We start from the raw sequence: 21779 nt of genomic DNA, 5'->3' as shown, positions 1-21779 counted from the left end.
TTGTGAGCGGACTTAGGGACTGTCGCTCGGGTTCACGGCATCCGTGATCACGGACTCGCCGTTTATTCTCATAATAAGCGGCTGCTCCACATGGCTGGCCAGTACATTGCCCGCGAATTCGGCAGGCTGAACCTCGCCGCCGAGCGCGCTTTTGACCGCCAGATAAGGGAAGTTGATCCCGGAGAGACAGGAGATATGCAGTCCGCCGGACATCCGGGGATTGATCTCCAGCAGCTTCGGAACCCCGCCGCTGTATTTCATTTGGATATTGAAATTGAAGGGGATGCGGTAAGTCTCGGCCACCCGGGAAGCAATCTCCTCAAGCTCCGGGATGTGCTCCATCAGCCGCAGGCGGCCGCCGGCTTTACGGCGCGGCACAGCCGCGAGCAGCGCTCCCTCCGCATCCGCCAGGCAATCAATACTGTACTCATAGCCCTCCAGCAGCTCCATCACCATCAGGTTCGGAAAGGACTCCACGCTGGCAAGCGTCCGGTAGGCCTCCTCGAAGGAGATCTGCGCCGTAACATGCCCGAACAGCTCCTGTAAGGGACTGCGGCTGTTATTAATAATGCGGAAGCCAAGCCCGCCTTCGGTTTCGGTTGGCTTGAAGCAGACCTGATGGCCTTTGGCAACAAGCTCCTCATAGGCTGCCCGGAACTGCTCCGCTGTACTGACCACATGATAGTCAGGAATCGTCATGATCCCCGTCTGTCTGACATTTTCATAAAATTTGCCCTTATCCATAATCGTCTCCAGCAGGTCTACGTCGCGGCAGACAAGTACCTTCGTGCCGATGGCATCGAACATAGACGCATGCAGGGCAATATCCAGCATATGCAGTCTCGGAATGAAGATATCAATCTCGTTGCGGCGGCAAAAATCAACGCAGAACTGCACATACTCGATCCCTTCGAGCTCCGGCTCCGTTCCCGCAACATCCGCGCCTTGCAGTGACATGTGCCGGATATCGGGGTGGGTGGCGAAGATTTGCACCGGGATACCGTCCTCATTATTGCGGATGAGATTCATATAATGAAAAGCCACGGAAAACCAGCGGTTAAAATATATGTTTACCTTTTTCATTGCGGCCAACTCCCAGTGCCGTTAAATTGTTATAAATCTTCTGCACATATTGCATAATCTCATCCCCGGCAAAAACACCCGACTGCTTCGTAAAGGGATATTCTAATTTTACTAGACCTGCCTGCTGCTCGGCAAATATTTCTCCGTGGCAAGGGGCTATGGCGAAATCAGCACTTGCAAGCAGGCTCTTGTCCAGCAAGGAATCCCCTGAAGCAACCATTGGCTCGGAATGAACCGTACGGCGCACATGAATAATCGCATCGCTTTTGTTCACAGCCTCCGGCACCACATATAGCTTGCGCCCCTGCAAGGACACCCGCCAGCCCAGCCCATGCAAATGCTCAGCCAGACGCGTAATCTCATCCATTGGCAATAAATCACGATAAACCACGAAGGTATAAAATAGACCGTCGCAATAACGCTCGCTGATGATCCATTCCTCCCGAACGACTGACCGCACCAGACTGACCGCTTCTTCCGCCGTTGCAGAACCCCGCTCTACCAGCCTGCCGATGGCTGCCCGCCATTCCTCGTCTATTATCCCATTCACAAGTATGTTTCCACCATTGCTGGTAATCGCATAATCAGGAATAATTGTCTCCTGAAAAAGATTAATTCGTCTATACTGCGCTATAGTGCGTGTAGTTACCGGCATAAAAACAATCTTGGCTGCAAGCTCCTTGAGCAGATCCAGCGCATACTGCGAAATATAAGAGACCGTCTTGCCGTCCACAATCTCGGCCGGGAGGAGACCCGGTGAATCCTCTTGTACGCCAATCGCACCTGGAGAATAGATCAAAGTGCGATCCAGATCGCTGGCATAGATCATTCACTTTCTCCCTTCAGCGGCTTAATGATTCCGCAGCAGGAATAAGTCAGTCCGGGATACACCTCCACCGGAACGCCCCGGTCCTCCGCCAGCAGCAGAATATGGCGTAGATTCGGATTATCTATAGTATCGACGAGAATTTTCCAGGGCACTCTGCGCAGCAGCACACGGGTGGTTTCACCGACTCCGGGCTTGACCAGATTAATATCCTTAATGCCAAACATTTGCTGGATGCTCTCGATATCGCGCAGCCCTTGCCAGGTGATCTCTGGAGGAGCTTCCAGCATTCCTGCCGCGATAGCCTGCGCCTCTTCGATCACTGAAGGATAGTATGGAGTTACCGCATCAATAAACACATTGGAGAGGTCGCTATCCAGCCATTCCTTATAGAATTTTGCCCCGTGGAACTCCTCTGGCCCAATAAGATCATCCCGCAATACGGTGCGGCTCATCAGACCCGATACGGTAGAGTTCAGGCAGGCGCTCGGTATCAAATAATCTTCCCTGGTCCCGAAGGTGCCCGAGCAGTTGCCCGGGTCGGCAAGAACCGCCAGATCATCATTCAGGGAAATGCCGTATTTTCGATAAAAGCTGCTGCAAGCTTCAATTAATACCCGGCGGATGGCTCCCTTGCCCGTCCAACCGTCGATAAATTGCAGCTCCGCAGCCGCGCCATGCTTCTGGAGCATATAGAGAATCGCGTTCTCGTCAATGCCTTTGCCACGGATAATGGAAATGCTGTAATGCGGAAGATCCGCTCCATACCGCTCGGCAATATAGCGTTTGATCAACACGCCAATCGGCGTACCGGCTCTGGCCAGAGATACCAGCACTGTATGATCCAGACCCCGCTTGGCTACGATCATCTCGGAGACAACCGCAACCGCCAGCGCCACCTTTCCGGCAGATTGCCGAAGTGTCTCGTGAAACAGCTCAATATACTGCTCTGTCGGCTGATACTCAACGGGAAGCATTTCCGAATAGTGCACACCGGACTGGATCGCTTCCTCCCGCTCAGCGGTCGCCCGCTCCAGTTGTACATTACTGAGATCCTTAAGCAGGAATGTGACATCGGAAGAGGGATAGCTGCCCAGCGGAACCGGGGGGGGAATTTTTCTGCTCATCATCTCTTCATATCCTGTTCCCTTCATCCGCTCAAGCCTCCATTTCCAGATTCAGCAGCCAGTACAATAAGATGTACCTTGTTCTCTGCCAGCCTTTTCAAAATATCCGTCATCGGCTTAATCCGCTCACGGGGTACATCGCGCTCAAGCAGCACGAAAATATCATCATACTGTCCGGGGTCTACGTTATAGATATAGTTCGTAATTCCGGGATCGCCCGCTGAAGGATAGGCAGCCGCGCTGTGTACACCATAATCCGGACGGCGCTCCGGATGAATCGGGCTGCGGGTGGAAGACTGATAGGACACCCCTTCACCCATTTCCGCCGCAATCCGCATCGGCAGGTACATGAATTCACCCACCCCCAGCACGAGAGTACGGGTTCCTTCACGCAGTTCGCGCAGCTTCGCCGCCACCTGTGTCACTGCCTGATCTATCATCTCGTTATCCTTGGACTCCAGACCGAAGCGTCCGCTGAATTTCACATAAGGCGATGGGTTAATTTCTCCATAAGAATCTGAAGAACTCACCGATAGACGCTCCAGACCATCCTGCACATAAGTCGTGACAACGGGAGCCTCGGCAGCCGAATCCTCATATCCTTTAGCTTCAACCGGATTCAAGTGAGGGGTACCCTTCACTTCAATATTGCCCTGCAGCAAGGATAACGCTCTGATCCGAATACCCAGCTCCTGCTCCAAATCACGATAGGCCTGAATGTTGCCGCTGCTCCGCCAATCGAGAAGGGAGGCCACAACATATTCCTTGCGTGGGAACTTGGACTGGATATCGCGAATCGTATTGATCGCTGTATTGCCGGTCGTAATCTCATCATCCACCAGCACAATCGGTTCATCCCCGGACAACAGCTCAGTCTTCAGCGCATAGCATAAATGATCAACCGCATGGGAATGCTCTTCCTCAAAGCTCACCACCGAAGCAAGCTCGGGTATATCCTCACGGGTAGTATGAATATAGGATGTGCCAGCGGCAAACATGTTGTACATACTGTGGCCCAGGGCAGTCGCGGTCTCAGCAAAGCCGATAAACAGAACAGGCTGCGGAAGCACAAGCTGCGCACTGAGCAAATCATGATACGCCTCCTCCGCATGCTCCGGGTGAATCAGACCGTGAACCGCTTGGTCCAAAAGCTTGTCCAGCAGTTCACCGTCTGCTCCCGCTCCATCCAACTCCTGATAGAGCAGCAGCCCCAGAGCGGCTCCACTGAGCAGCGGGGTGTACGGATTGACGGGGATGTGCTTGCCGAGCACCTTGCTTACGAAGAGGAAGGAGCGTTTTTTATTAATCCGGGCCGCCATAGCGAATAACGCTTCCACCGGCATATGAAAAGGGTTTGCGGTTTCAGTTACCGTCACCCGCAGATTCTCTACAATATTAAACGTGTGAATATTCGTTCTCGGGAAGTAATCCGACAAAATGCTGTTGTTCATGTAGCACCCCGTATATTTGAGATCGTAGTAAAATACGTTTCGCCCAGTTCAAATGCGGCTTTATTTCATTCATCTTGTTAAAATAATCACTTTTGAACACACCGCGGCTGCCATCGTTGCTCTCCACAATCCCCAACGCATCCACATATTCCTCATGCATTACCGTATACATAGCTTGCACGGGTCTGAGGTGGGAAGGATGAATAATCGTTTTACCTACAATTCCATTTTCCTTATCCAAAAGCACCTCACGGAACAATCCGTCCATAGAGCTGGAGATATATTGGTTGCGTATTTCGATGCCATGCTTGCCGTAAGTATCCTCAAAGGGGGTCTGCCGCAGTTGCGGGCGCAATACCCGGTGTCCTTTGTTCGCGAAATATTCCCACACCGGCCCTGATATCACATACCCTTCTTCCACCCGTCCGAACACGTTGATGATATCGGAGATACAGTCGCGGATTGGCGTCAGATCATAAATGCTGATATCCGGACTGCGGCGCAGCCCGAACAGGCTGGAGAAATCCGTCGCTCCGATCCGCACATTCAGCACATAGTCACGGTACTCGGCAAGCAGATCGCGGATAGCAAGCAACGTGTCCAGCCGGCTCTCCCGGTAAATGATCGGGGCGCTCTCCAGAATAGGCATGCCGTACAATACAGGGGCGGAATAGCTGCGGGAGCTGTTGTAATCGGCGATAGCTTCGAAATAGTCCGCGCCGTTCTCCATAGAAAACTTGGGAAAAACAAAGCCGGTCAGCATTGTAATAAAGGTCCCCAGCCGGAAAATAAGCTGCTGCAGCTGCTCCGGATGGCGCACACGTATGAACAGCAGCGGAAGACTGCTTTCCTTATCAGGCTCATTCTCGGTATAAGCGGACAGGAAAGCAAGATGTCTTACAATAGACTCTTCAGCATAGTCAACCTCACCGTCGCCAATCGCATCCTCCAGATCCATAATTACCGTTACGAGTCCCGATCCTCTAAGCTTAATAATATCTTCAGCCACACTGCTGCGGGTAGCCGGCATATACAGGGCGGCTCCGACAGCGTAAGCCAGCAGTTCCTTGGGCGTAGAAGGGTCAAACGAAACAGGCGGAGAGTAGAATAAGGACGTTTCTTGTTCTTTGGTCAGGTAATTAAAGTATCTCAAAGCCTTCCCCCCTTGTCGATTTGCAAAGCACACAAAAAGAATAGCCCCTCCTTATAGAGAGCTGTAGAACCGGCTACGCCGTCCTCTCGGGGACGGCAACCGGCTTTCTCAAATACAAGCAAGGGCCATGCTATAGACCTATACGATTACATCTTGTGCTTCCGCTTCAGTTATACCTTGCGGTTAGCCTCTCTTCTCTTCTTGCCGTTGCTGTACAGAATCGTTCCCACGAAGACCGCAATCAGGATGGTGAAGAATACCACATGCGGCATTTCATAGCCGAAGGCTCCTGCCAGCATCTTACCGGCAATAATGGCGATCAGCAGAAACGCTGTTTGCTCGAGTTCAGGGAATCTGCCAATAAGCTTAAGGAACAGCTGTGCCACACCGCGCATCATCAGCACGCCGAGGATACCGCCCATGAAGAGCACCCAGACCTTATCGCTAAGTCCGAAGGCCGCTACAACACTGTCAATACTGAACGCAATATCCATTAGCTCTACCATCAGCACCGTTCGCCAAAAAGAGGTGCCTTTGTTCTCCGTGTGATCTTCCTCTCCGCCCTTAAACAACCCTTTATAGGCGATATAGAAGAGGTAGAGCGCACCGAGAACCTTGACGAGCGTAAATTTAATCAGGAACGTTCCGAGGCCAATTGCCAGGAATCTGAATAAATACGCACCAAGAATCCCGTAGAACAACGCCTTTTTCTGCTGCTCCTTCGGCAGATGCTTAACCATGACCGCAAGTACGAGCGCATTATCCGCCGAGAGCAGGCCTTCCAACAGAACCAGACTCCCGATGATTCCCCAGCTTACCGGGTCAGAGAGCGTGCCGACAATGTCGCTCCATGAGAAGAAATGCCCGTAATTCTCACTGATACTCCTAAAAAAATCGCTGAACCAGTTCATTCCAATATGCCTCCGGTAAAATAAATTATTTGCTGCCTGCTACCCACTGCAGTCCCCATCCAAAAGCCTGATCCATTTCCCGGTGACCGCTGAAATATTGCACAAGCCGTTCAATGCTGAACGTTTCATTCCCCACATTCCGGATCATGGCAATCGCGCACATGCCCTTGCGGTTGTTATGCTCGTCCAAATTCACGACAATATCAGGCCCGCCTTCCTGAGTGATGGTAACCACGCCATCCGCTTCGGACCAATGGGTAACGCCCTTATAGATAAAAGCAAAAATCAGAACCCGTTCGATTTCGGCAACCTTACTTCCGTTTATACGCAAGTTCTCTCCGGAGGTTACAGAACCGGTCCGGTCATCGCCATCCAGCATCACATAAGGCGGCTGCTCCAAAAGGCCAAAAGCATTGCCAAGCGCCTGAACAACGCCCTTGCGGCCATCCTTCAGCTCATACAGGCAAGCAAGATCCAGATCCACACCGCTCTTACGGCTGAACAGCCCGCCCTGCTTCTGATTCCAGTTAAGGTTAATCCGCACTTCACCAATCCCGGAGGCCGATTTCTTCAGATTGATTGAATCGCCTTTTTTCTTCAATTCAATCTTCTTCAGATTAAGATTCAGCGCTGGAGCGGGTGGTGCTTCCTGCACCTGTGGAGGAGGTGAGGCAGGTATAGACGGCGGCCGGACAACAGGGGGCTCCGGTGCTGGCGGTATCGGGGCTGCTGCCTTCTCCTGCTTCTGCCCCGCAGCCGGCTCGTCAGCCACTTCAATTCCGAAGTTGCCGCAGAGCGCCTTCAGCCCGCCGTCAAAGCCGGCCATAACAGCACTGTACTTCCAATCTCCGCCGTATCTATATAATTCTCCTACTACAACAGCCGTTTCCGCAGAGAAATGATTTCCGAGTTTACACCGCATGATTTCCGAGCCTGTTGCCTGGTCCAGAATCCGGCAATGCGCTTCACTCATTTGCCCGAACATTTGCTTACGGTTTTCGCCGTCATAGAGTGTAAGCGTAAATGCGATTTTCATAACGTCAGAGGGGATTTTATCCAGTTGCACTTCGAAATGCTTGAGGCCCCCGAGGCCATGCCCCGGAACATCCTTATACCGGATGTAGGGTGTAGAAGGATTATTGTAAAAGATCAGATCCTCATCCTTGCTTACTTTGCCTTGAGCTCCTAACAGAAAAGCCGAGGCATCAATTTCCATAGAGGAAGGCGCTTGCCAGGCGATCTCCACAATAAGAGATTTAAGTCCGGGGTTGCCCTTCGTCAGGTCAGTCTTCTGCCCTTTTACTACTTCTGTGCTCATGTTTATGCCACCTTTTTCAAGGGATAAAGGTATAAAAAGGGCAGGATCGGTAAGGATCCCGCCTTTGAAGCTTCTATTGCGCGTCCAGTCCGTAGTTCCTGCACAAGGCACTAAGTCCGCCGGCAAAGCCGCTTCCAATCGCCTGGAATTTCCAATCCGCACCGTTGCGGTAGAATTCACAGAAGACAACAGCAGTTTCTGTCGAGAAATCCTCTCCCAGATCAAAGCGGAGAATTTCACGGTCACTTGATGCATCTACGACACGCACAAATGCGTTGGAGACTTGTCCAAAGTTCTGGATTCGGGCTTCGTAATCATAAATAGTTACCGTAATGCCAATACGCTGGATATGAGCGGGAACCTTGCTGAAATCAACCAGGATCTGCTCATCATCCCCTTCTCCTTCACCAGTACGGTTATCCCCCGTATGGGTTACAGAGCCGGCGCCGCCATTAGGATTATTGTAGAAAACAAAATCATCCTCGCCTTTGGCTTTGCCATCCTCATGGAGCAGGAATGCCGAGGCATCAAGGTCGAAATCCTTGCCGCCGCTATATTTGTTCGTATCCCAGCCGAGTCCCACAACTACCTTCGTCAGACCCGGATTGGTCTTGGTAAGATCAATCCGCTGTCCTTTGGAAAGACTGATCGTCACTGGCAATAACCTTCTTTCATGATTAGTTTCATTTACATCTATTGCAATGCTTATTGCAGGCCGTAATCGCGGGTCAAGCCGGCAAGACCATCCTTGTAGCCGCTGCCGATTGCATTAAATTTCCACTCAGCACCGTTGCGGTACAATTCGCCGACAACTACGCCGGTTTCAATAGAGAAGTCTTCGCCCAGGTCGAAACGGATCAATTCCTCGCTGTTGGCATCATTTACGATACGCACATAAGAGCGGGAGACTTGTCCGAAATTCTGGCTTCTGGCTTCTGCTTCATAGATGGTAATGGTGAATGCCACTTTATCCACATCTGCCGGAATGCTGAGCAGGTCCACCTGAATTTGCTCGTCGTCTCCGTCGCCTTCGCCTGTGCGGTTGTCACCGGTGTGTACAACGGAACCGTTCTCGTTCTGCTTGTTGTTGAAGAAAATGAAGTTGCTCTCTTTATCAACTTTGCCGCTCGCATTGACCAAAAAGACGGAAACGTCCAAGTCAAAATCTTTACCGCCATCATATTTGTTGGTGTCCCAGCCAAGACCTACTGTAATTTTGGACAGGCCTGGATTCGTTTTCGTCAAGTCAATCTTTTGACCTTTGGAAAGATTAATCGCCATGAATAGAAACCTCTTTTCTTATATTGGAATTAGATGTAGCGTTCAGCCAATTGGTTGATATGTGCTGCGTGTGCGCCTTCACCGATGGCGGCGAATTTCCATTCCTCACCATGCCGGTACAGCTCTCCGCAGATTAGCGCCGTAAAGCCTGTGTAGTTATCCGTCAAATTGAACTTGACCAGCTCGCTGTTGCCGGATGCATTAATCACCCGGATGTACGCCGATTTAATCATCCCGAAATCCTGCTTCCGGTTCACGGCATCGTAAATATTGACTACAATAAGAACCTTATGCACATCCCCGGGAATTGCCTTCAGATTCACTTGAATCTGCTCGTCGTCCCCTTCGCCCTCACCCGTCAGGTTGTCCCCCGAGTGAACAACGGAGCTGTTCGCATTCTGCTTGTTGTGAAAGCACACCAGGTTCAGCTTATTGGTCAGTTTGCCATTCTCACCCAGCAGCAATGCCGAGGCATCACAGTCCACGTTGGCCTGCTTCTTGACCCCGAAGAATCCGCGCGCCGGCTCAGCAGGGTCCCAGCCGAGTCCTACAATGACGCTGGACAGTCCGGCATTCCCTTTGGTTAAATCAATTTTTTGACCTTTTACCAGATTAATACCAGCCAAATTCTTGTACCTCCGTTTCCGAAAAGAATCACAGTCTCTTAGTCATACGACACAAAAACAGATACGTTTCATCTTTCATCCGTTTCAGGGAGAAATTCCTTTTTTGCAATTACAGACTGAACTCGCTTGGGCTGAGTCCCAGCACACTGCAGATATTCCGCACAACCGCTTTTTCGTGCTCGTCGAAATCACCGTCAGCCGCACCGATTGCGGAGCATACGCCTACAATCACGCGTCCAATTTCCGGCTTGCCGCTAAATTTGGCGATAGCCTTCAGCGCCTCCTGCTTGCCGATCTCTGGTGAGAACTCGAAATTACTGACATAGAAATTGAACTGGGTAATAACATCTCTCATGTCAAATACCTTCAGCTCATTGCTGAGGTTCATATATCCGGCCATCTTATTCTTTTCGGCTTCCTCAATTTTCCCATCGGCAGCAGCAACCAGGGCGCAGCCCGCTACTACAGCGTGCATGAAATCTTTATTTTTAAATTTCTTCACCTGGTCTGTCAGTCCGTTTTTTGTCGTGTTCAACCAATTTTTAAATGTGCTCATCGTATTCTCCTTCTATCACTATAAATTATGATAAACAAAAGATATCCCCGAGCCTCCTCTCCGTCAATTCGACAGATATTTACTTAATGTTCCATATTCAAACACTTACCCTTCTAATATAACCCATTAAAGCACAAGATTCTACTTTGCCACAATTTCACAGAACTTTGGATAAAAAAGCTTGCGTGCGTTCATGCGACGAATTCCCGAACAGCTGCTCAGGACTACCCTCCTCAACCACCACGCCCTGTTCCATGAACAGTACACGGTCTCCCACCTCGCGGGCGAAACCCATCTCGTGCGTGACCACAACCATAGTCATGCCTTCGCGGGCCAGCTCCTTCATGACTGCCAGCACCTCGCCAACCATTTCGGGATCAAGCGCGGAGGTAGGCTCATCAAACAGCATGATCTTCGGCTCCATCGCCAGCGCCCGGGCGATCGCTACCCGCTGGGCCTGCCCTCCGGACAGCGAGGCCGGATACATCTCCGCCTTGTCCAGCAAGCCGACCTTCTGCAGCAGCTCCAGCGCTTTCTCCCGCGCTCTGTCCTCCGGCCACTTCCGCACCTGGACCGGGGCCAGCATGATGTTCTCGATCACTTTTTTGTGCGGAAACAGGTTGAACTGCTGAAATACCATGCCAAGCTCGGTACGGATATCATTAATCCTTGTGCTTTTGGCCATCAAGGAAGTGCCGTCAATGATTATGTCACCCTCTTGCGGCTGCTCCAGCAAATTCAGGCAGCGCAGAAAGGTCGATTTGCCTGAACCCGAAGGTCCGATCACCACCACAACCTCCCTGCTGCGAATATCAACGTTAATGTCGGTCAGCACCTTATGGGCTCCGAATGATTTATGCAGGTGTCTAACTGAGATAATTGGCTCCATATGAGGCTACACCTTCCGTTCGATATAATTCAGCAGCTTGCTGAGGGAATAGGTAAGAATGAAATAGATAAATGCAGCCGTCAAATACGGCTCCCAAATCCGCAAATACTGCCCTTTCATCGTGTTGCTCCAGTACATAATCTCCGGTGCGGCAATCAGCGCCAGCAGCGAGGAGTCTTTTACCAGGACGATAAATTCATTCCCAAACGCGGGGATCATCCGCTTGATGGCCTGCGGCAGAATAATAAAACGCATCGCCTGAAATTTCGTCATTCCAAGCGATACTGCGGCTTCCCGCTGACCCGGATCAATCGACTGAATCCCGGCGCGGAAAATCTCGGCGGAGTAAGCGGCTGAGTTCAGCGACAGAGCTACAAATGAAGTCAAGAACACATTGGTAGTGCCGTAAAAGGCCGGAATTACCCCGAAGTGCACGATCAGGATTTGCACATAAAGCGGCGTCCCCCGGAAGAAATTGATATACGAATGAAACGGCCAGCGGAAATACGCCTTCGGAGCCATTTTGCCAAAGCCGATGCCTAGCCCCAGTATGGAGCCGAAGATAATTGAGACAATAGATACACCAATCGTAAATGCCGTTCCCTTTAGCAGCACCGGTAAATAATGAGCGATGATGTCAAATCTGAAATCCATAGAATTCTTCCCTTCTCTTCTGTCTCAATAAAAAAAGAAGCACGCGCAATAGCAATCATTACGCATGCTTAGTTGTTCGTCCGCTTACTTCGCGTTCAAGAGGGCCCCGGTATCCGGCTCTTCACCGAACCAGTTTTTGTAGATTTCAGCATATTTGCCGTTCTGAATAATCTTCTTGATCGCCGGGTCCAGCTTGGCTTTCCATTTACTGCCCTTAGGATACAGAATGCCGTAATATTCGGAACCAAAGTTCTCTTTGTCGATGATCCCGGTCAGCTTCTCTTTCGGATTGTTCTTGATATATTCGTTGATGATGGCGATATCGGCCACTACCGCATCCGCCCCGCCCTTGTTCAGCTCCAGCAGAGCTACCGCATTGCTGTCAAAACGTTTCAGGTTCGCGTTATCGACACCCATAATCCCGCTCATCAATTCATCCGCCGTAGTCGCCGCCTGCACTGCAACCTTCTTGCCCTTCAGATCAAGCGCACTCTTAATATCGCTGCCTTCTTTAACCATAATCATATTGGTGGATTCAAAATAAGGGATGGAGAAATCATAGGTTTCCTTGCGTTCGTCCGTAATGGATACCGAGGATAATCCGGCTTGGTATTCCGTGCCTTGCTTGACACTTGTCAGCATCGTATCCCAGCCTGTGTTGGTCACAGTGTAATCAATCCCGGCTTCTTCCATAACCGCCTTGATGAAATCAATGTCAAAGCCCTTGATGGTGTCCGTATCCATGTACTCCATTGGTGCATAACTCGCGTCACTGGCGAACTTGATGGTCTCACCGCCGGCATTCTTGTCAGAGCCACAGCCAGCCATTGCCAAGACTACAAATGACATCAAAGCTAACACTGACAACTTCTTCCCGATCCCCATTTTCCCCTCCCCCTACTTATTTGTAAAATAACTTAAGGAGATTTTATCAGAATAAAGTAGTGGTGACAATTAACTTTTCTCATTAATGTAATATTACGTAACATAATATCGTTGTATTGTAACATTTCCTGCTCTTTATTCGCACAAAAAAAGCACTGCCGGGAAAAACTCTTCCCTGACAGTGCCTTTTGGCTGTGTTCCTGCTGTATTATTGTTCCTTAAAACGTCAGATCTCCGTCATAGGAGGCAATCATCCGGTACAGCTCCGGCCGCCGGTCGCGGAAAATCCCCCACTCGATCCGTCCCACTTCAAGCGCGTCCAGATCAAATTCGCTGACCAGCACCGTCTGCTCATCCCGTCCGGCTTCGACAATCTTGTTGCCCTGCGGGCCGGCAATAAACGAGGAGCCGTAGAAGTTAATGCTGGAGTCCTCGTCGATTTCCTCGCCGATCCGGTTAGAGGCCACGACAGGAATAAGATTCGCCGCCGCATGTCCAAGCATGCAGGTCTGCCAGTGGTCCTTAGAGTCAATCGAGCCGTCCTGCGGCTCCGAGCCGATGGCGGTCGGGTAGAACAAAATCTCTGCGCCCATCAGGCTCATTACGCGGGCAGCCTCAGGATACCATTGATCCCAGCAGACGCCGACGCCGATTTTGGCATAGCAGGTGTTCCATACCTTGAAGCCGGTATCTCCCGGGTTGAAGTAGAATTTCTCCTCATAGCCCGGACCGTCGGGAATATGGCTTTTGCGGTATTTGCCCAGCACCGTTCCATCGGCATCAATCACGGCCAGCGAGTTGTAACGGGCATAGTTTTTTTTCTCATAAAAGCTGATCGGCAGCACTACCTGCAGCTCCTTGGCTACCGCTTTGAAATGATTCACCGCTTTGTTGTGCTCAAGCTCGGTGGCATAGACGTAATAATCGGATTTCTCCTTCTGGCAGAAATACGGAGTCTCGAACAGCTCCTGCAGCAGAATAATCTGCGCGCCCTGGGCTGCAGCCTCTCTCACCAGCGTGTCGGCCTTGCGGATATTCTCATCAATGTCGCCGGAGCAGCTCATTTGCGTCGCGGCTACTTTTACTTTTCTCAAGATTCTGTCCTCCTTCAAGAATTAGCTGACTTCCCCCGCAGGCATCTGCTGGGTGGTGCAATGCACGTTTCCGCCTTCGCCGATGACGGCCATCCCGTTCACCGTGCGGATTCTGCGGTCCGGGAACAGCTCAGCAAGCTTCTGCTCGGCAAGCCGGTCCGTCTCTGCGGCCGTACCGCCGAACACCGGCAGAATAATGCCGCCGTTCACGAAATAAAAGTTCAAATAACTGAGCGTCAGACGGCTGTCCTCCACATCCCTGCGCGGGGGCTGCTGAATTCGGACAATCTCCAGCTTCCGTCCTTTGGCATCCACGGCTTTCTCCAGAATCTGCAGATTCTCTTGGGTAATTCCGTAGTTCTCATCCTGCGGGTCGTCGCAGACCTGAATGATCACCTTGCCCGGTGCGGCGAAGCAGGCGATATTGTCCACATGGCCATCGGTTTCATCTCCGCTGAGGCCGCGCTTCAGCCAAATGATAGCTTCTGTACCTGTATATTTACGCACGTATTCTTCAATTTCTTCCCGTCCCAGCTCCGGGTTGCGGTTCTTGTTCAGCAGACATTCCTCTGTGGTCAGGAGCGTGCCTTCCCCATCGGTATGAATCGAGCCGCCTTCCATGACAAGGGGGGCATCGAAGCGCTTGATCTGCACCTGCTCCAGAATCTGCGGAGCCACCTCATCGTCGAGATCCCACGGCGAGTATTTGCCGCCCCAGGCATTGAACTTCCAGTTCACGCCCGCAAGTGTTCCATCCTGGCCCTTAACAAAGGTAGGACCGTTATCGCGCAGCCAGGCATCATTATGCCGGATTGGCAGCAGCGTAACATTATCCCCGAGAGCGAGTGCCTCCACTTGCTCCAGTTCGTCGGGATTCACCACTACGCTTACAGGCTCAAACTCGGCAATAGCCCGGATAATCTCGGCATAGCCTGCGCTTACAGCTTCATAATTCTCCGGGAAAACCATGGAAGCCTGGACCGGCCAGGAAATAAAAGTGCGCTCATGCGCGTTCCACTCCGCCGGCATTGTATAGTTCAAATCTTTAGGATACATTCGTTAGCTACCTCTACTCGTATATTTTGGAGCCTGCCACAACCCTCCAAGCCCCTTACCCATCATACAATAATATAGGGATGCGCTCAATTGCCGTATGCTGAAAATCCCCCTGGGAAAATCCAGGGGGATCGGGGCAGGATTGTATTTTACAGCTTGATCTGTTTCACTACATTTCCGGCGAAATCCTTAATGATGAACTCGCCGTTGTCTAGGATTCCATAGGAATTGGGATTGTTCTCTTTCGGTAGCGAGATCGAGCCGGGATTCAGCACGGTAATGCCGTCTTTGACCTCAGCCACCGGAAGATGCGTATGTCCCTGGATAAAGACATTCCCCGGCGCGAGCGGTGGCAGATTGTCGATGCTGAAGCCATGCCCGTGAGTGGCATAAATCTTCCGGCCTTCATGAAGAATCAGCACATAATCGCCCATCATTGGAAACTGCAGCAGCATCTGGTCTACCTCGGCATCGCAATTTCCGCGCACTGCCACTAGCGATTTGCCATAGGCATTCAGCCTGTCGGCGACTCCCTGCGGGTTGTAACCGTCAGGCAGCGGATTTCTGGGCCCGTGGTACAAAAAGTCTCCCAGCACAACAAGCGTATGCGGCTGCTCCTCCTCCGCTTTTATCAAAGCCTGCTCCAGCCAATGCAGTGATCCGTGAATATCAGAAATGAACATCAGTTTCATATCTCATTCTCCTTTTCTCTTGATATAAGCTGAACTAAGTAACATCATTCCAGGTTTTATTCGTAACTGCGGTGAATGTTTGGACTTCCGGCCGCTGTTGTCTACAGATTTCTTGATTTATACCGCTTCGGCGGATGAAATCCGTAGACAAAGGCGGACGCTACCGCTCCTACAGTTCCAAACTTCACCTCCGTTACTCTGACCTTTCTATGGTTATTTAGTTCAACCCATACATTCTTCTGTCTGTCCTATGTATCTATTTATCTTAACTCGCCGGGGGCTGGAAACGCAAAGTGGACGCCCTGAGGGGCGTCCGTGCTATGCGCTTATATCGGCATGACTTACGGCAGATTCGATGAACCCATCAGGAAGCGGTCCACTTCGCGGGCTGCCTGCCGGCCTTCGTTGATCGCCCATACTACAAGGCTCTGTCCGCGCCGCATATCTCCAGCGGCGAATACGCCTTCGACATTGGTAGCCTGTGCTCCGAATTCTGCCTTGGCGTTGGAGCGCTCGTCACGCTCTACTCCAAGCTGGTTCAGCACCGTTTCTTCCGGTCCGGTGAAGCCCAGAGCCAGCAGCACAAGCTGCGCCTTGATCACTTCTTCACTTCCTGGAACTTCAACCGGAACCATGCGGCCCTGCTCATTCCGGGTCCATTCAATGCGCACAGTGTGCAGCTCCTGCACATGTCCGCCATCGTCCCCGACAAAGCGCTTCGTATTCACAAGGTAACGGCGCGGATCTTCCTTATATAACGCTGCCGCTTCCTGCTGGCCGTAATCGACCTTCAGCACCTTCGGCCATTCCGGCCAAGGGTTGCCCGCCTGGCGGGTAAGCGGGGACTGCGGCATAATCTCCAATTGGATTACGCTGCGGCAGCCGTGGCGGATGGAGGTCGCTACACAGTCGGTGCCTGTGTCCCCGCCGCCGATTACGACAACATCCTTGCCGGCCGCAGAGAGGTATTCCCCGTCCGCAAGGCCGGAATCCAGCAGGCTCTTAGTATTCAGCGTCAGGAATTCCATCGCCTGATGAATGCCACGCAGCTCGCGCCCTTCAATCGCAAGATCGCGCGCCTGCGTAGAGCCGCCGCAGAGCACTACTGCATCATGGTCATCCTTCAGTTGCGACGCAGTAATATCCGTGCCGATCTCGGTCCGGGTAACAAAGCTGACCCCTTCCGCCGCCAGCAGATCCACACGGCGCTGTACGGTCTTTTTGTCCAGCTTCATGTTCGGAATTCCATAAGTCAGCAGACCGCCGATCCGGTCGGCCCGTTCATAGACAGTTACACTGTGTCCGGCTTTGTTAAGCTGGGCGGCACAGGCAAGTCCCGCAGGACCGGAGCCGACTACGGCAACCTTCTTGCCCGTACGGCTCAGCGGCGGCTCGGGAACAATCCAGCCCTCGGCAAATCCTCTGTCTACAATAGCCTTCTCAATAGACTTGATTGTTACCGGCTTGCCGTTCATTCCCACCGTACAAGAGCCTTCGCACGGCGCAGGGCAGACCCGTCCGGTAAACTCCGGAAAATTATTAGTTTTGTGGAGCCGCTTCAGAGCAACCTCCCAGTTGCCGCGGTATACCATATCGTTCCATTCAGGAATTAGATTGTGCAGCGGACAGCCCGAGGCCATCCCGGAGAGCAGACGTCCTACGTGGCAGAATGGCGTTCCGCAATCCATGCAGCGCGCCCCTTGCTCCCGCAGCTTCTCCTCATCCATTGGCTGTGAAAATTCATTCCAGTTCTTGATCCGTTCTAGCGGCTCACATTCTGTAGGAGTCTGCCGCTGATACTCCAGAAATCCTGTTGCTTTACCCATACCTGTCATCCTCCGAGTCTCTCTGATTGGCCGCCGAAAAAGATCAAGGGCGGCATTCTTGCCCCATTCGGCTCCAAAAAGACAGTTACTCTCTGTCACCGACTGATTATTTGTCACTGTAAAGCAGCAAAGCAAAAGGCTATAAAGAGGCGGATTTCCGCCTGAAATGATTTTATATTATCATCTATACTCTATAGCCTAAATGAGTAATGTCACATTTTTTAAATAAAATTTCGGGGATGGGCAGAGCCGGTCTGAAGCATTATTTCGCCTTATTTCTTTTCCTTAGAGAACTCGCCTTCCCCAAGCAAGAAGCTGTAGCTTTCTTTGACGCTCCCGTAGTAGATGAACAGGAAGACTGCCAAAGCAACTAACGCAAGCAAGATAACTACACCATAAGCAGTATTGTTGTCATTGAACACAGACCATGCAATAACTGGAACCGGGCTTAACACACATAAGCATACGCCCATCACCAGAGACAGGTTGTACGTAGAGGCATATGCGCCGCTGCGCTGCTGGATCTCGGTCTGCAACTCATACGGCAGGTCGAAGCCTTTACGCAAATATTTATATTTCTCCAGCATCGTGCCGCTGAAAATAAACATTCCAACCGCCAAAGCCACCAGTATAAGCAATATAACCACACCAAGGATTGAAGCAGTATCTTCAATAATGATCCCTCTGAGAAAACCGAACTCTGCCAGAGAGTGCAGCAAGATCAGCAATGCGGCACCGCCAATGCACAGCATCACACCAAGCCCCACCAAGAAGCCTGATTTCTTTTTGGCAGCCATATAGCCCCAGGTATCCTCAGGAGCAAGCAGGGGAAGTGGAGGATACGGAGGAAGCGGGCTTTCTGCGCCTTCGACCTGAATATCCAGCTCAGCAATCAATTCATCAATATTGCCGAACTCGGAGATCACGATGCCTATGGCTTCATTTTCGGTTTTGCCCTCCTGCTTCAGTTCATAATATTTCTCTTCCATGCTCGCCAGCAGATCCTGCTTAAGTCCCTGCATTTGTGCAGTCTTAGGCAGAACGGCAAACATATTGTTTAAATACCCGATGATTGTATCCATCTTATCACAGCTCCTTGATAAATTTGTTTACAACTTCTTGCGTAATAAGCCACTCCGCACATTTCTCTTGGTAGTAGGCCAGCCCCTCCAGAGTAATACGGTAGTATGTACGGCGTTTCCCCTGAGTCTCATCTTTATAAAAAGAGCAGATATACCCATTCTTCTCCAGCCGGGCGAACGCGGAGTAGAGGGTGGTCTCTTTCATAATATATTTCTCATCCGACAGCCTTCTGATATTCTTCGATATTTCGTAGCCGTAGGACTCGCCGTTCAGGAGCATATATAGAATAAAAGTATCGTTGTATCCGCGAATCACATCACTGCTGATCAATAATATCCCTCCTTACTTCATCTGTCGTACTACTTCTGTCGTAGTAAATTGTATTGTAGCATGATTACTACGATAGGTGAAGTATTTTTTTAGAAAAAAGTTCCTTTTTTTCGCGCAAAAAAAGACCGTCCTTCAGGCAGAAGGCTCTACCCGCAAGACAGTCCAATTATTGACTTACCCTCATCTTTTCTGCGTTAATCCGGCTAAGCTTGAATCGCCAGCACCACCATACCGATGCCCTGAACCGTCAGCCGTCCATCTGCTTCCATTAACGCCAGCTCTTCACCCAGCAGCGGCTTCCATGCTCCTAGCGGAGGCAGCTTAAGCGTTGATCCAGACAGATTAGAGTTGTATACCACGTACAGATGCTCGGCTGAATCGCCTCCGGCATGGCCGCGCAGGGTATATGCGAGCGCGCCGGCCGGAGCCTTCTCGAAGATCAGGTTCGCACGGATTTCCTCCGCGCTGTGCATGCGGAAGGCCGGATGCGCCCGGCGGAGGGCGATCAGCCTTTTCATGTAAGCTACATCATCCGCATGCCCGGCACAGCGCTCCCAATCGAGCCAATTGATCTCAGTCTTTGATTTGAAGCTGTTCTCCACACCGTTCTTAGTACGCATAAACTCTTGTCCTGCATGAAGGAAAGGAATTCCCTGGCTCGTCAGCACCATCGCCGAAGCCAAGCGGTGCATCGCTCTTCGCTGTTTGTCGCTTTGTCCCGGGGAGGACAGGACGATTTTATCCCATAAGGTATGGTTATCATGGCATTCCACATAGTTCACGCACTGCTGCGGCTCATCGGCGAATTGGCCGCTGGTCTGTCCGTACACCACTCCCCCGGTAATGCCTGTCTTGACCCACGGCTCCAGGCCTGATCCTCCGCCAACAAACCCCGGCTCCTCAAAGCGGAAAATATTGCCCTTCACCGCATCGCGGAAGCCGTCGTTGAACTGCCCGATCCCCGGCAGCACATCTGCGTTGCTCTGATTGGCAAGCCTTTCCGGTGCAAGCTCCGTCTCCATAATCCAGCCCTCGCCGATGGTTATTATCGAGGAGTCAAGCTCATCCAGACGGCGGCGGATTTCCGCCATCGTATCCACATCCATAAGCCCCATTAAGTCAAAACGGAAGCCGTCGAGATGATATTCCTTGGCCCAGTAAAGCACCGAATCCACAATGAAGCGGGACATCATCAGACGCTCGGTGGCAGTGTCATTGCCGCAGCCGGAGCCGTTGGACAGGCTGCCGTCCCGCTTATAGCGGAGATAATAGCCGGGAACCAGCTTGGTGAAATTAACGCGGTAACCGTCATACACATGATTGTAGACAACATCCATGATCACGCGCAGGCCGCGGTCATGCAGCGCTTGAATCATTGTCTTCAGCTCTGTGATACGTACTCCCGGGATGAATGGATCAGTAGCATAAGAACCCTCCGGCGCATTGTAATTCTTCGGATCGTAACCCCAGTTATACTGGGGCTGGTCCAGCCTGGTCTCATCCACACTCTCAGTCGCATAGTCGTAAACAGGCATCAGTTGAACATGCGTCACCCTAAGATCAGCAATATGATCGAGTCCGGTCAGAATTCCTCCCGGACCGCGCGTTCCTTCTTCAGCCAGGCCGAGGAACTGGCCTTTGTGGGCAATTCCGCTGGCTGGATGCATGGACAAATCACGCAGATGAAGCTCATAGATAACTGCATCCACAGGATTGCCGAAAGGCGGCTTATCCCCGGTCCACCGCTCGGGATCGGTCTTGCGCAGATCAATAATTGCGGCCCTGTCCCCATTCACTCCAACAGCCCGCGCATATGGATCAGCCGCCTCATTCCACTGATCCTCAATTCGCACACGGTACGTGTAGAGTTTTCCTTCCAAATCACCCGGAATCGTCAGTCTCCAGGTCCCCCGGACATCACGGACCATCGGCAAGCGGCGTCCTTCAGCCTGCTGCCACGAATCATAGAGCACAACCTCCGCCTCCAGAGCGGTCGGCGCCCATAGACAAAATGCAGAAGAAGCAGGTGTATAAATAATGCCCAGATCATCGCCGTCATAGCTGAACAGCTCATCAAAATCCTGCTCGAATACAGAGATGCCATTTGTAGCCGCAGGATCGCCATAATAAATGGGTTCTTCCATTTCCCTTTGTACAGACAACGCAATCGGTCTCCTTTACCCTTTAATAATTGGATATTATAACCTTATTCCCGGGTTTGTGCAAACGTTTGAATTGTACTAGACTCGTGGTATTTCAGGTACTTCAGCTATATTCAGCGCTACCATCGTGATAATTTCCTGATTGAGCTGATAAGGGATACGGCGTTCTCTCCCGGGGGTGAAGCCTCCGTTGTTATGGCGTATTCCATTGTCTTGGACAATAAGCACCGGCCCGGTCTCTTTATCTGTCTCATCATAACCGATGCCCAGCACCCAATGATAATCATAGGCATACCTTTCCCGCCACCGGAAGCTGAACCATTTGTCGAATTTGACTGCTACGGGACGTGCCGCATCAATTTCGGCCTTATACCTCTCCATCCCGTTAAAAGCGGATACCTGAACCGGCTTATGCCTGCGTTCTTCATACGGAAGAGCTGCCTTGAGGTAAGCCTCCACTCCCCGGGTAAAGCTGCGTACACTCATGCCCCAAGGAGCTCCGCCATGATGGCTGTATATATAATTAATATGCGCTGCCTTGGAGTCAAAATGACCCGTGCCCGGGATAAGCCCCCGGCCTTTATGCGTATGCCAATACTCCATTAATGCTGCCATAGTTGCCGGTCCGCAAGCGGAGCCTGGAGAGGATACGCCCGGTTCCCACTGCGTGTACGGCTCCACCTTCAACTGATGCTTAGACTGTATCGTTCTCATGAGGGTATTAACCAAGCCTCCTTCAGCGTGATCCGGCACTGCTCCAGACTCTTCTGTGTCCT

Annotated in this window: 22 protein-coding genes; all 22 read right to left on the bottom strand. The window is 51.4% G+C overall.

Annotation, left to right across the window (positions count from 1 at the left end; translation table 11 throughout):
* Nucleotides 1–12: 12 nt before the first annotated feature.
* The 22 genes from ACX1DY_RS17870 to ACX1DY_RS17765 all read right to left on the bottom strand — a co-directional run bounded on the left by ACX1DY_RS17870 (nucleotide 13) and on the right by ACX1DY_RS17765 (nucleotide 21717).
* Complete coding sequence (locus ACX1DY_RS17870; protein WP_458965547.1) at nucleotides 13–1083, bottom strand: ATP-grasp domain-containing protein; 1071 nt, start codon at nucleotides 1081–1083, stop codon at nucleotides 13–15.
* The gene (locus ACX1DY_RS17865) at nucleotides 1058–1912 is read right to left on the bottom strand and encodes an HAD family hydrolase (protein WP_458965546.1); all 855 of its coding nucleotides are present in this window, start codon (nucleotides 1910–1912) and stop codon (nucleotides 1058–1060) included. Before ACX1DY_RS17865 ends, ACX1DY_RS17870 begins: the two co-directional genes overlap by 26 nt.
* The gene (locus ACX1DY_RS17860; RefSeq protein ID WP_458965545.1) at nucleotides 1909–3063 is read right to left on the bottom strand and encodes a cysteine protease StiP family protein; all 1155 of its coding nucleotides are present in this window, start codon (nucleotides 3061–3063) and stop codon (nucleotides 1909–1911) included. Before ACX1DY_RS17860 ends, ACX1DY_RS17865 begins: the two co-directional genes overlap by 4 nt.
* Nucleotides 3060–4355, bottom strand: coding sequence for a phosphoribosyltransferase family protein (locus ACX1DY_RS17855; RefSeq protein ID WP_458965704.1), 1296 nt, complete (start codon nucleotides 4353–4355; stop codon nucleotides 3060–3062). Before ACX1DY_RS17855 ends, ACX1DY_RS17860 begins: the two co-directional genes overlap by 4 nt.
* 76 nt (nucleotides 4356–4431) lie before the next feature.
* Nucleotides 4432–5640 carry an HpcH/HpaI aldolase/citrate lyase family protein gene (locus ACX1DY_RS17850; RefSeq protein WP_458965544.1) on the bottom strand — a complete coding sequence of 403 codons (1209 nt, stop codon included), beginning with the start codon at nucleotides 5638–5640 and terminating at the stop codon, nucleotides 4432–4434.
* A 170-nt stretch (nucleotides 5641–5810) separates the two neighbouring features.
* Entirely contained in the window at nucleotides 5811–6551 is a 741-nt protein-coding gene (locus ACX1DY_RS17845) for a TerC family protein (RefSeq protein ID WP_458965543.1), read from the bottom strand.
* A 25-nt stretch (nucleotides 6552–6576) separates the two neighbouring features.
* Nucleotides 6577–7869: a TerD family protein gene (locus ACX1DY_RS17840; protein ID WP_458965542.1), complete on the bottom strand. Its 1293-nt coding sequence runs from the start codon at nucleotides 7867–7869 to the stop codon at nucleotides 6577–6579.
* Nucleotides 7870–7942: 73 nt separating this feature from the next.
* Complete coding sequence (locus ACX1DY_RS17835) at nucleotides 7943–8524, bottom strand: TerD family protein (RefSeq protein ID WP_458965541.1); 582 nt, start codon at nucleotides 8522–8524, stop codon at nucleotides 7943–7945.
* A 50-nt stretch (nucleotides 8525–8574) separates the two neighbouring features.
* Complete coding sequence (locus ACX1DY_RS17830; RefSeq protein ID WP_458965540.1) at nucleotides 8575–9150, bottom strand: TerD family protein; 576 nt, start codon at nucleotides 9148–9150, stop codon at nucleotides 8575–8577.
* Nucleotides 9151–9179: 29 nt separating this feature from the next.
* Nucleotides 9180–9776 carry a TerD family protein gene (locus ACX1DY_RS17825; RefSeq protein ID WP_458965539.1) on the bottom strand — a complete coding sequence of 199 codons (597 nt, stop codon included), beginning with the start codon at nucleotides 9774–9776 and terminating at the stop codon, nucleotides 9180–9182.
* 109 nt (nucleotides 9777–9885) lie between these two features.
* A complete protein-coding gene (locus ACX1DY_RS17820; protein ID WP_458965538.1) occupies nucleotides 9886–10332 on the bottom strand; it encodes a tellurite resistance TerB family protein in 447 nt (148 codons plus the stop codon).
* A gap of 157 nt (nucleotides 10333–10489) precedes the next feature.
* Nucleotides 10490–11212 (bottom strand): amino acid ABC transporter ATP-binding protein, encoded by a 723-nt coding sequence (locus tag ACX1DY_RS17815; RefSeq protein WP_458965703.1) that lies wholly within the window; start codon nucleotides 11210–11212, stop codon nucleotides 10490–10492.
* Nucleotides 11213–11227: 15 nt separating this feature from the next.
* Complete coding sequence (locus ACX1DY_RS17810) at nucleotides 11228–11875, bottom strand: amino acid ABC transporter permease (protein WP_458965537.1); 648 nt, start codon at nucleotides 11873–11875, stop codon at nucleotides 11228–11230.
* A gap of 84 nt (nucleotides 11876–11959) precedes the next feature.
* Nucleotides 11960–12760, bottom strand: coding sequence for a transporter substrate-binding domain-containing protein (locus ACX1DY_RS17805; protein WP_458965536.1), 801 nt, complete (start codon nucleotides 12758–12760; stop codon nucleotides 11960–11962).
* A gap of 218 nt (nucleotides 12761–12978) precedes the next feature.
* Nucleotides 12979–13854: an N-carbamoylputrescine amidase gene (gene aguB / locus ACX1DY_RS17800; RefSeq protein WP_458965535.1), complete on the bottom strand. Its 876-nt coding sequence runs from the start codon at nucleotides 13852–13854 to the stop codon at nucleotides 12979–12981.
* Nucleotides 13855–13875: 21 nt separating this feature from the next.
* On the bottom strand, nucleotides 13876–14910 hold the full coding sequence (locus ACX1DY_RS17795; RefSeq protein WP_458965534.1) for an agmatine deiminase family protein: 1035 nt from the start codon (nucleotides 14908–14910) through the stop codon (nucleotides 13876–13878).
* Between the two features lie 149 nt (nucleotides 14911–15059).
* Entirely contained in the window at nucleotides 15060–15602 is a 543-nt protein-coding gene (gene yfcE / locus ACX1DY_RS17790; protein WP_458965533.1) for a phosphodiesterase, read from the bottom strand.
* A gap of 341 nt (nucleotides 15603–15943) precedes the next feature.
* On the bottom strand, nucleotides 15944–17428 hold the full coding sequence (locus ACX1DY_RS17785) for a glutamate synthase subunit beta (RefSeq protein ID WP_458965532.1): 1485 nt from the start codon (nucleotides 17426–17428) through the stop codon (nucleotides 15944–15946).
* A gap of 272 nt (nucleotides 17429–17700) precedes the next feature.
* Nucleotides 17701–18510, bottom strand: coding sequence for a permease prefix domain 1-containing protein (locus ACX1DY_RS17780; RefSeq protein WP_458965531.1), 810 nt, complete (start codon nucleotides 18508–18510; stop codon nucleotides 17701–17703).
* A 4-nt stretch (nucleotides 18511–18514) separates the two neighbouring features.
* Complete coding sequence (locus tag ACX1DY_RS17775; RefSeq protein ID WP_458965530.1) at nucleotides 18515–18841, bottom strand: PadR family transcriptional regulator; 327 nt, start codon at nucleotides 18839–18841, stop codon at nucleotides 18515–18517.
* 203 nt (nucleotides 18842–19044) lie between these two features.
* Nucleotides 19045–21003, bottom strand: a complete 1959-nt coding sequence (gene pulA / locus ACX1DY_RS17770; RefSeq protein WP_458965529.1) for a type I pullulanase — start codon at nucleotides 21001–21003, stop codon at nucleotides 19045–19047.
* 78 nt (nucleotides 21004–21081) lie between these two features.
* Complete coding sequence (locus ACX1DY_RS17765) at nucleotides 21082–21717, bottom strand: C39 family peptidase (protein ID WP_458965528.1); 636 nt, start codon at nucleotides 21715–21717, stop codon at nucleotides 21082–21084.
* Between the last annotated feature and the right edge of the window lie 62 nt (nucleotides 21718–21779).

The organism is Paenibacillus sp. BAC0078 (assembly GCF_054483875.1).
This window is presented reverse-complemented; position numbering and strand designations above follow the sequence as displayed.